Here is a 10,053-nt window from a genome sequence, read left to right as displayed (position 1 = left end):
CCGCAGGACCCCCAGCACCACCCCGTCGCTCTCGTCCACCAGCACGTCCACCCGCCGCTCCACCCCGTCGAGGACGGCCCGCGCCGCGGCGACGGTGTCGGTCGGTACCCCGAGCGCCCGCGCGACGGCCACCGCACCCCCCACCGGTACGACGGACAGTACGCACGCGTCCAGCTCCCGGCGCCGGTGCAGCAGGGACACCGCACGCACGAGAGCCAGGTCGTCCCCTACCACCACAGGTCTACGGGACCCCCTGCGCACCAGCGCGCGGGCGAATTCCTCATGATCGTCGGGAAGGCAGACCTTCGTCGCCGCCCCGGCGCTCAGGACATCTTTCACGATGCGCACGGATTCGCCGTCGGTCTTCCGGGCCACCGGGTCGATGACCACCAGCAGTTGATCGGACGCCGCGAAATCGGAAGTCGCGAAAGTCGCCACCTCGGTCCTGCCTCGCTTCCTCGGGTAGCATCTTTGTGCAAGAGCCCCTTGCGCTATTGCGCCAGGGGCTTCGTCTATTCCGGGGCATCCGGGTCCGACGGGTACGGCCGTACGACGGCTGCCGGCGGCCGCAGTGCGGTCGTCGGGGTACGAGGCACAAGGCCGTGCCGCGTACGCCCCTGACCTTGGGTCTGCCCCGCCCGGAAGGGGTGTACGCGCGTGCCCGCACTTGTGCTGCTCGGTGCTCAGTGGGGTGACGAAGGCAAGGGAAAGGCGACGGACCTGCTCGGCGGCTCCGTCGACTACGTGGTCCGTTACCAGGGTGGTAACAACGCCGGCCACACGGTGGTCGTGGGCGATCAGAAGTACGCCCTGCACCTCCTCCCTTCCGGAATCCTCTCCCCCGGCTGTACGCCGGTCATCGGCAACGGCGTCGTCGTCGACCCGTCGGTCCTGCTCTCCGAGCTGAGCGGTCTGAACGAGCGCGGCGTCGACACGTCCAAGCTCCTGATCAGCGGCAACGCTCACATCATCACGCCGTACAACGTCACCGTCGACAAGGTGACGGAACGCTTCCTCGGCAAGCGGAAGATCGGTACGACCGGTCGCGGCATCGGCCCGACGTACGCGGACAAGATCAACCGCGTGGGGATCCGGGTGCAGGACCTGTACGACGAGTCGATCCTGACGCAGAAGGTCGAGGCGGCGCTCGACGTCAAGAACCAGATCCTCACCAAGTTGTACAACCGGAGAGCTATCTCGGTAGCTCAGGTGGTTGAGGAACTTCTGGCGTACGCCGACAAGCTGGCGCCGTACGTCGCCGACACGGTCCTGGTGCTGAACCAGGCCCTGGAGGACGACAAGGTGGTCCTCTTCGAGGGCGGCCAGGGCACGCTGCTGGACATCGACCACGGCACGTACCCCTTCGTCACCTCGTCCAACCCGACCGCGGGCGGCGCCTGCACCGGTGCGGGTGTGGGGCCGACGAAGATCAGCCGGGTCATCGGCATCCTCAAGGCTTACACCACCCGGGTGGGTGCCGGTCCGTTCCCGACCGAGCTGTTCGACGCGGACGGCGAGGCACTGCGCCGCATCGGCGGCGAGCGGGGCGTGACCACCGGCCGCGACCGGCGCTGCGGCTGGTTCGACGCGGTGATCGCGCGGTACGCGACGCGCGTCAACGGCCTCACCGACTTCTTCCTCACCAAGCTCGACGTCCTCACCGGCTGGGAGCAGATCCCGGTCTGCGTCGCGTACGAGATCGACGGCAAGCGCGTCGAGGAACTCCCCTACTCCCAGTCGGACTTCCACCACGCGAAGCCCATCTACGAGACCCTGCCCGGCTGGTCGGAGGACATCACGAAGGCCAAGACCTTCGCCGACCTCCCGAAGAACGCGCAGGCGTACGTGAAGGCGCTGGAGGACATGTCCGGCGCCCCGATCTCCGCGATCGGCGTGGGCCCGGGCCGGGACGAGACGATCGAGATCAACTCCTTCATCTGACACGACAGTTCGACACGAGGCCGGCTCTCCCCCACGGAGGGCCGGCCTCGGCGTACGCTCCGGCGCCGGAAAACGCCGGTGCGCGCCGCGCCGAACTCCTCGTACGCAGCACGCCGTTCGGTGCCGGAAGCGTTTTCTGCGGGGTGCGGTATGAGTCAGTATTTCGAGATCGACGGCGAGAGCCTGTGGAATCCGTCGAACGGGGCCTCGCGGCTGTTCCTCGCCCATGTACGGCTGTACGAGAGCAAGTTGGGGATTCCCTCGGGGTTCGGGGAGATGACCGACGACGAGTGCGCGATCGACGTGACACTGTTCGGCGCGTTCGTCCGCGCGCTGCTCGATCGGCACGCACGCACCTCGCACTCCATCATCGACGCGCTGTCCGAGGGGTTCGTCGCCACGGTCGTCGCGCTCGCCGGGCGGGCGGGCGTCGACGTGACCGTGCCGGAGCCGTCCCACGGCCTCAACGGCCGTACGGACGTGCAGGTTCCGCTGCTCGACGACCGGGCGCGTGCCCAACGGCTCCTGGAACGGGCCGAGTTCCTGCGGTGGCGGATGTCTGCCTAAAGGTCTGGTTGACGCATATTTAACGTCGCACGGCTCTTGCCCGACTCATTCGGACTACAGCATTCTCCTCCGAGAGCCGATACAGCGGACACAGCTACCGGCAGGGAGAGGGGCACCCCATGGCAGTGGACGAGGGAGTCGCACCGGCGACGGGGACGGGCGGGTCGGAGCCGGTGCACCGGCTGAAACCCAATGCTGTGGGGTTGTTGGGCGTGGTGTTCATGGCCGTCGCGACGGCCGCGCCGATCACCGCGATGACGGGGAACGTGCCGTTCATCGTGTCGTCAGGCAACGGCGTCGGCGCCCCCGCGAGCTACCTCGTCGCAATGGTCGTACTGGGAATCTTTTCCGTCGGGTTCACGGCGATGGCGCGGCACATCACGTCGACGGGCGCGTTCTACGGGTTCATCTCGTACGGCCTCGGCCGGACCGTCGGCCTCGCCTCGGGCCTCCTCGCGACGTTCGCGTACGTCGTGTTCGAGCCGGCGCTGATCGGCATCTTCTCCTCGTTCGCGACGTCGACTCTCAAGGATCAGACGGGAGTTCACGTCCCGTGGTGGGCGTTCGCGGTGCTGATGCTGGCGGTCAACGCGATGGGGACCTGGTTCGGGGTGTCCGTCGCGGAGAAGCTGCTCGTCGTGCTGCTGGCGACCGAGGTGACCGTCCTCGCCGCGATGGCCGTCTCCGTCCTGCTGCACGGCGGCGGCCCCGACGGCCTCTCGCTCGACCCCGTGAACCCCGTGAACGCCTTCCAGGGCACCTCGGCCGGGCTCGGCCTCTTCTTCGCGTTCTGGTCGTGGGTCGGCTTCGAGTCGACGGCGATGTACGGGGAGGAGTCCCGCGACCCGAAACGGATCATCCCGAAGGCAACGATGGTGAGCGTGCTGGGAGTTGGCGTCTTCTACGTCTTCGTCTCGTGGATGGCGATCAGCGGCGTCGGCGAGGGCGACGCGGTGAGGATCGCGACCGCCGATCCGCTCGCCCTGTTCTTCGACCCCACCGAGCGGTACGTCGGCCACTGGGCCGTCGTCGTCATGCAGTGGCTGATGATCACCGGCTCGCTGGCCTGCGGTATGGCCTTCCACAACTGCGCGGCGCGCTACGTGTACGCCCTCAGCCGCGAGGGTGTAGTTCCCTACCTCCAGAGGACTACGGGCCGTACCCACCCCCGGCACGGCTCCCCGCACATCGCCGGCCTCGTCCAGACCGCCGTCTCCGCCGCCCTCATCGGCGCGTTCTGGCTGGCCGGGAAGGACCCGTACACCGGTACGTACGTGCTGCTCGCCATCCTCGGCACGATGGCGATCCTCGTCGTCCAGGCGGTCTGCTCGTTCGCCGTCCTCGTCTACTTCCGCTCCCACCACCCCGAGAGCCGGCACTGGTTCCGGACGTTCACCGCGCCGGTCGTCGGGGGCGTGGCGATGCTCGCGGTCGTCGTACTCCTGGTGTCCAACATGGGGGTGGCGGCGGGGCCGGAGTCGGACTCGCTGCTGCTGAGGGCGACGCCGTGGCTGGTGGCGTGCGTCGCGCTCGGGGGCATCGGTTACGCGCAGTTCCTGAAGCGGCGCTCGCCCGAGCGGTACGCGCTGCTGGGCCGGACGGTGTTGGAGGAGACGAAGGAACGCTGACCGCCAGTAACCGGTCTCAGTAACCCGCCGCCACCTCCGAGGCGTTGCCGAACCTCTCGTCCCGGTGGATCCGCCACCGCTCCATCATGTCCGCGATCTCCCCGTCGACGAACTCGAAGAACGCCAGCGTCTCGGCCAGCCGGCGCCCCGCCGGGGTGGTCTCGCCGAGGCTGTCCACCCCCTCCCGCAGCGACACCTCCCACCTGCGGATGACGGACTCGCGGTTGGTGAGCGCCTCGTACCACTGGTTGCTGTGCACCCGGTACCGCTCCCGCCGCGAGCCGGGCTCCCGCTCGCGCGTGACCATGTGCTGCTGCGCGAGGTAGCGCACCCCGCCGGACACCGCCGCCGGGCTGACCTGGAGCTGCTCGCCGAGTTCGGCGGCGGTGAGGACGCCCGAGTCGGAGGAGAGGAGCGCGGCGAAGATCCGGGCCGGCATGCGCTGCATCCCGGCTTCGAGGAGCTGGGCCGCGAAGGACTCGACGAACCTGGAGACGGCGGCGGGGTCGCGCTCACCTGCTGCTTCATCCATGTTCCCACCCTATCGGGGCTTCCGAGGTTTCCGTGGTTTCCGAGATTTCGCTAACTTCACAAATTTCTGAAAGAAGCGTACATTCTGAAGCATGACGACGGCAATCACCGCCACCGCGCCCGGCCCCGCCATCGAGGTCTCCGCCCTGCACAAGTCCTTCGGCCGCACCCACGCCCTGGACGGCCTCCACCTCAGGGTGGAGACCGGCGAGGTGCACGGCTTCCTGGGCCCGAACGGCGCCGGCAAGTCCACCGCCATCCGCGTCCTGCTCGGCCTGCTGCGCGCCGACTCCGGCACCGCCCGCATCCTCGGCCACGACCCGTGGCAGGACGCGGTGGAGGTCCACCGCCGTATCGCGTACGTCCCCGGCGACGTCACCCTGTGGCGCAACCTCTCCGGCGGCGAGGTCATCGACCTGTACGGGCGGCTGCGCGGCGGACGCCTCGACCCGCGCCGCCGCGCCGACCTGATCGACCGCTTCGAACTCGACCCGACGAAGAAGGGCCGCACCTACTCCAAGGGCAACCGGCAGAAGGTCGCCCTGGTCGCCGCGTTCGCCTCGGACGTGGACCTGCTCATCCTCGACGAACCGACCTCAGGGCTCGACCCCCTGATGGAGGAGGTGTTCCGCGACTGCGTGCGCGAGGAGCGCGGACGCGGCCGGACGGTGCTGCTCTCCTCCCACATCCTCAGCGAGGTCGAGGAGTTGTGCGACCGCGTGAGCATCATCCGGCAGGGCCGGACCGTAGAGAGCGGTTCCCTCGCCGAACTGCGCCACCTCACCCGCACCAGCATCAGGGCCGAACTAGCCGCCCCGCCCGGCGCGTTGGCGGCCCTGCCCGGCGTCCACGACCTCGACGTCCAGGGCGCCCGGGTCCGCCTCCAGGTGGAGACCGGCGAACTCGACGCCGTACTCAGGTTGTTGAACGAGTCCGGCGTGCGCTCGCTGACCTCGACCCCGCCCACGCTGGAGGAGCTGTTCCTGCGCCACTACCAGCGGCAGGAGGCGGGCGTCCGATGACAACTCTCGCCGGAACCAGGACACTTCTGCGGTTCGCGCTCCGCCGCGACCGGCTGCTGATCCCGCTCTGGGTGGCCGTCAACGCCCTGGTCGTCCTGTCGATGCCGAACACGCTGAAGAACCTGTACGCCACGCAGGCCGAACGTGACCATCTGCGGGTCCAGTTGGAGACGAACTCCTCCTTCCGGTCGCTGATCGGCCCGCTCTTCGGCGACTCCCTCGGCGCCCTCACCGCCTGGCGCGTCGGCGTCTTCGCGGGCGCCCTCGCGGCGACCGCCGCTCTCCTGGTCGTCGTCCGTCACACCCGCGAGGAGGAGGAGACCGGCAGGCAGGAGCTCGTCTCTGCCGGGGCGGTGGGCCGGCGGGCCTCGCTCACGGCGGCTCTGCTGGCGTCGGCCGTCGCGAGCGGCGGGCTCGGACTGCTCGTGACGGCCGGCCTCGCCGGGCAGGGCGCATCGGGCGCGCTGGCGTTCGGGCTCGGTCTCGCGGGCGTCGGGATGGTGTTCGCGACGCTCACCGCCGTCGTCGCCCAACTGACGGAAAGCGCCCGTCTGGCACGGGGGTTGGCCGCTGCCGCGATCGGTCTCGCGTACGTGCTGCGGGCGGCCGGGGATTCGGCCACTACTGACGGTTCGTCACTTCTGACCTGGGTCTCGCTGTTGGGCTGGCTGGAGAATCTGCGGCCGTTCGCCGGTGAACGCTGGTGGGTGCTGGGGCTGTTCGCGGTGGCCGCGACCCTCCAGGGTGTGCTCGCCTACGTCCTGGCGGGGCGGCGCGACGTGGGCATGAGCTTCCTGCCGACGCGCCCCGGGCCCGCCGTCGGCGGCCTCGGCACCGCCCTGGCCCTGGCCTGGCGGCTGCATCGCGGGAGCCTCTTCGGCTGGGGGCTCGGGTTCTTCCTCACCGGTGTGGTGTTCGGCGGTCTCACCGACGGGGTCGCCGATCTCGTAGGGGACAACGAGCGGACGCGGGAGATCTTCGAGCGGATGGGCGGGCAGTCCGGCCTCACCGACGCCTTCCTCGCGTCGATGACCGGACTCGTGGGGCTCGTCGCCGCGCTGTACGTCGTCGCCTCGGTGCTGCGGCTGCACGGTGAAGAGACGTCCGGGCGGGCCGAGTCGGTGCTCGCGAACGCCGTGGGCCGGGTGCGGTGGGCCGCCGGTCATCTGCTGATCGCCTTCGGCGGGTCCGCCGTCCTCATGCTGCTCGCGGGGCTGGGATTCGGCGCCGGGTACGGGCAGCGGCTCGGGCCGATCCTGGGGGCGTGCCTGGTGCAGCTCGCCGGTGTGTGGGTGATCGGCGGGCTCGCGGTGCTGCTGGTCGGGGCAACTCCCCGGCTGGCGATGGCGAGTTGGGGTGTAGCCGGGGTCGCACTGCTCATCGGGTGGGTGGGGCCGGCCCTCGACGTTCCCCAACTGATGCTGGATCTCTCCCCGTTCGGGCACCTGCCCAAGTTGCCCGGCGGTGCGATGAGTTGGGGGCCGGTAGGCGTACTGCTGGCGCTGGCCGGGGTGTTGACGGCCGGAGGGCTCGCGGGGCTGCGCCGCCGTGATCTGGTGACCTGACCGGTCCGCTCTTCTGCCGGGAACTCGGGGCGAGTTGGGCGCGTCCTGGTTTCCATGAAGGGCAACGGGCGGGACGCGGCGGGGTGTCTGCTGGCGGTCGGTGGAGCGGGGTCCGGGCTCGCGCTGTGGTCGGTCGGCGCCCGTGGCCGGTTCCACCGGTTCGAGGCGATGTCCGACTGGAGCGTCGTGTACGCCGAACTCCCGCTGGCCGTCCTGGGTGGGACGGCCTCCGGACTCCTGTTGTGGGCAACGCTGTTGAGGCGAAGGAAGCGCTAGACCTCGACGTCCAGCCCCTCCCGCTAGACCTCGACGTCCAACCCCTCCAGCCCCCTGATGACGAAGTTGGGTTTGCGGCGGGGCTCGCGCACCCGGCTCAGTGCCGGCGCCTTCTCCAGCAGGGCCGTCAGGGACGCCACCAGCTCGATGCGGGCCAGGGGGGCGCCGATGCAGTAGTGGATGCCGGCGCTGAAGGAGATGTGCGGGTTGTCCGTACGGCGCAGGTCGAGGCGCTCGGGGTGGTCGAACACGGCCGGGTCGTGGTTCGCGGAACCGAAGAGGAGCGCGACCTCGGCGCCTCGCGGGACGGTGACACCGTCGATCTCGATGTCGTCCAGCACCCAGCGCTCGAAGAGCTGGAGCGGGGTGTCGTAGCGCATCAACTCCTCGACCGCGCCCGGGATCAGGGAGTGATCCGCTCTCAACTCGGCCAGCTGGCCGGGGTTGTCGAAGAGGGCGTTCCAGCCGTTCACCGTGGCGTTGACGGTCGCCTCGTGGCCGGCGTTGAGGAGCAGGACGGCGGTGGAGATCATCTCCTGCTCGGTGAGGCGGTCGCCCTCGTCGTGGGCGGCGATGAGGCCCGACATCAGGTCGTCGCCGGGCGAGTTGCGCCGCTCGGCGATCAACTCCCGCAGGTAGTCGGAGAATTCGACGGAGGCGCGGACGGCCTCCGCGGCCGTCTCCTCGGACGGGTTCAGCTCGTACATCCCGCAGATGGCCGCCGACCAGGGGCGCAGCGGCGCGCGGTCGCCCTCGGGAATGCCCAGCATCTCGGCGATGACGGCGACGGGGAGCGGTTCGGCGACGTCGGCGAGGAGGTCTCCGCCACCGCGCTCGACGAGCTGGTCGACCAACTCCCCCGCCAGCTTGGTGACATACGGCTTGAGCTGCTCAACCGTGCGCGGGGTGAAGGCTTTTGAGACGAGCCGGCGGATGCGGGTGTGGTCCGGCGGTTCGAGGTCCAGCATGCCGTGGTCGTTGAGCGTGTGGAACGGCTCGTGCTCGGCGGGCGGCGAGGTCCGGCCGAAGTCCTCGTGCTCGTACCGGTGCAGGTAGGTGCGTCCGAGCCGCCGGTCCCGCAGCAGCGCCGAGACGTCCGCGTGGTGCGGTACGAGCCACTGGTCGGTGCGCTCGTAGTGGATCACGCGCCCCCGCTCACGCAGGTCGGCGTACGCGGGATACGGGTCGGCGAGGAACGCCGGGTCCCAGGGGTCGAAGGCTGCCATGCCCGGACGCTAGCCCGGAAAACGGGCTCTGACCAGGGGCTCTTCCGTACGCGGTCATCACTTTCCGCGACGGTTCCCGGCGGGGATCATGTCCCGTATGACCGAACCCACCCGACGCGGCCTGCTGACCGCGTTCGCCGCGACCGCCGCCGCCGTCCCGCTCGTCGGTTCAACCACCGTCCCCGCAAAGGCTGTTGGTACGTCCGGGGCGGTGCCCCTCGGACTGGCCTCGCCGCGTTCCTCGGTGAGCTTCGCCGCGCTCGACGCCTCCTACTTCACGCCGGTGACCTTCGGGGCCGCGCTCACCGCGACCGCGCTGCCCGGGACGCCGGAGCGGACCGAGGTGTCGGCGGGCGGGAGACGGGTGGCCGTGCTGACACGGGGTGCGCGGACCGTCGTCCTGAAGGGGCCGCCGAGGACGTTCCTGGAGAACAAGAGAGCTTTCGTCGACGACTTCCAGCGGACGCTGCCGGATCTCTCGCTCCCGGAGGGGAGCAGGTCGTACTGGGGTACGTCCCCCGGAGGGGGGAACTGGTCGACGACCGGGCCCGTGGACACGGACTTCTCGGTGACGCCGGGCACAGGACTCGTAGCTCTCACGACGGAGAACGTCAGCCGGCACGCCAGTCTCCGGGACGGGGAGGTGGCCGACGTGGACGTGCGGTCCACCGTCCGCCTCGACAAGGTGCCCGCCGGGCAGGCGTGTTCGTACGCGCTGTCCTTCGGCTACCAGGACGCGCGCAACCACTACCGGGCCCGGCTCTCCTTCCTCAGCACGGGAGTTGTCCAGCTGCGGGTCGAGAAGGAGGTCGCGGACGTGGTCACCCCGCTGGCTCCCGCCGCCGATCTCGCGACGGGGGTCTCCGCGCACACGGACTGGACGGTCCGGGTACGTCGCGAGAGTGACCGCATCCGGGTGAAGGCGTGGCGTACCGCGTCGGCGGAGCCGTCCGGCTGGGCGGTGGACGTGGCGGACACGACGTTCGCGAAGGGGCGCGTGGGGCTGCGGGCGCTGGCGAACACTGGCTGCACGAACCTTCCGGTGACCGTCCAGGTCAGCCGCTTCCAGGTGGACGCGGCGAACTGGGCGTCCCCTCCGAGCGTCACGCATGACGAGTGGGTGCGGCTGCTCCCCTCGCCGTACGACGGCGACTGGACTCCCGAACTTGAGCGCACAGTGCGGGAGTTGAGCGGCTCCCTGGCGCCGGACGCCCTCGCGTACGCGGCGATGTTCCTCGGCGGGGCACCGGCGGTGACAGCCGGGTCGGGCCAGGCGGCGGGGCGGCAGGTGCTGGGG

10 protein-coding genes are annotated in these 10,053 nt (G+C 70.1%); 7 read left to right on the top strand and 3 right to left on the bottom strand.

The window, feature by feature from the left end; all coding sequences use genetic code 11:
• Positions 1-438, bottom strand: a 438-nt coding sequence (locus tag AOK24_RS03235; RefSeq protein WP_276206814.1) for a diacylglycerol kinase family protein, incomplete at its 3' end; no start/stop codon positions are given.
• A 219-nt stretch (positions 439-657) separates the two neighbouring features.
• On the opposite strand from AOK24_RS03235, the gene AOK24_RS03230 reads away from it, so the two are divergent.
• The 3 genes from AOK24_RS03230 (at position 658) to AOK24_RS03220 (ending at position 4,136) form a co-directional block, all read left to right on the top strand.
• Entirely contained in the window at positions 658-1,941 is a 1,284-nt protein-coding gene (locus AOK24_RS03230; protein ID WP_055718521.1) for an adenylosuccinate synthase, read from the top strand.
• A 150-nt stretch (positions 1,942-2,091) separates the two neighbouring features.
• Positions 2,092-2,508 carry a DUF6086 family protein gene (locus tag AOK24_RS03225; RefSeq protein ID WP_055718520.1) on the top strand — a complete coding sequence of 139 codons (417 nt, stop codon included), beginning with the start codon at positions 2,092-2,094 and terminating at the stop codon, positions 2,506-2,508.
• A 119-nt stretch (positions 2,509-2,627) separates the two neighbouring features.
• A complete protein-coding gene (locus AOK24_RS03220; protein ID WP_055718519.1) occupies positions 2,628-4,136 on the top strand; it encodes an APC family permease in 1,509 nt (502 codons plus the stop codon).
• A gap of 16 nt (positions 4,137-4,152) precedes the next feature.
• Here the strand turns inward: AOK24_RS03220 and AOK24_RS03215 are convergent, their stop codons facing one another.
• Positions 4,153-4,668: a GbsR/MarR family transcriptional regulator gene (locus tag AOK24_RS03215; RefSeq protein WP_055718518.1), complete on the bottom strand. Its 516-nt coding sequence runs from the start codon at positions 4,666-4,668 to the stop codon at positions 4,153-4,155.
• A 91-nt stretch (positions 4,669-4,759) separates the two neighbouring features.
• Here AOK24_RS03215 and AOK24_RS03210 point away from each other — a divergent pair, with 91 nt between their 5' ends.
• The 3 genes from AOK24_RS03210 to AOK24_RS03200 are packed head-to-tail and all read left to right on the top strand — an operon-like array spanning position 4,760 to position 7,530.
• A complete protein-coding gene (locus tag AOK24_RS03210) occupies positions 4,760-5,689 on the top strand; it encodes an ABC transporter ATP-binding protein (protein ID WP_055718517.1) in 930 nt (309 codons plus the stop codon).
• The gene (locus tag AOK24_RS03205) at positions 5,686-7,254 is read left to right on the top strand and encodes an ABC transporter permease (protein WP_055718516.1); all 1,569 of its coding nucleotides are present in this window, start codon (positions 5,686-5,688) and stop codon (positions 7,252-7,254) included. The genes AOK24_RS03210 and AOK24_RS03205 overlap by 4 nt, the downstream gene beginning before the upstream one ends.
• A 54-nt stretch (positions 7,255-7,308) precedes the next feature.
• A complete protein-coding gene (locus AOK24_RS03200) occupies positions 7,309-7,530 on the top strand; it encodes a hypothetical protein (RefSeq protein ID WP_055718515.1) in 222 nt (73 codons plus the stop codon).
• Between the two features lie 23 nt (positions 7,531-7,553).
• Here AOK24_RS03200 and AOK24_RS03195 read toward each other — a convergent pair whose 3' ends face one another.
• On the bottom strand, positions 7,554-8,756 hold the full coding sequence (locus tag AOK24_RS03195; protein ID WP_055718514.1) for a cytochrome P450: 1,203 nt from the start codon (positions 8,754-8,756) through the stop codon (positions 7,554-7,556).
• A gap of 97 nt (positions 8,757-8,853) precedes the next feature.
• Between AOK24_RS03195 and AOK24_RS03190 the strand changes: the two genes are divergently transcribed.
• The coding region (locus tag AOK24_RS03190; RefSeq protein WP_055718513.1) for a hypothetical protein at positions 8,854-10,053 on the top strand (1,200 nt) is incomplete at its 3' end.

The organism is Streptomyces niveiscabiei (assembly GCF_001419795.1).
Taxonomy (GTDB): Bacteria; Actinomycetota; Actinomycetes; order Streptomycetales; family Streptomycetaceae; genus Streptomyces; species Streptomyces niveiscabiei.
This window is presented reverse-complemented; position numbering and strand designations above follow the sequence as displayed.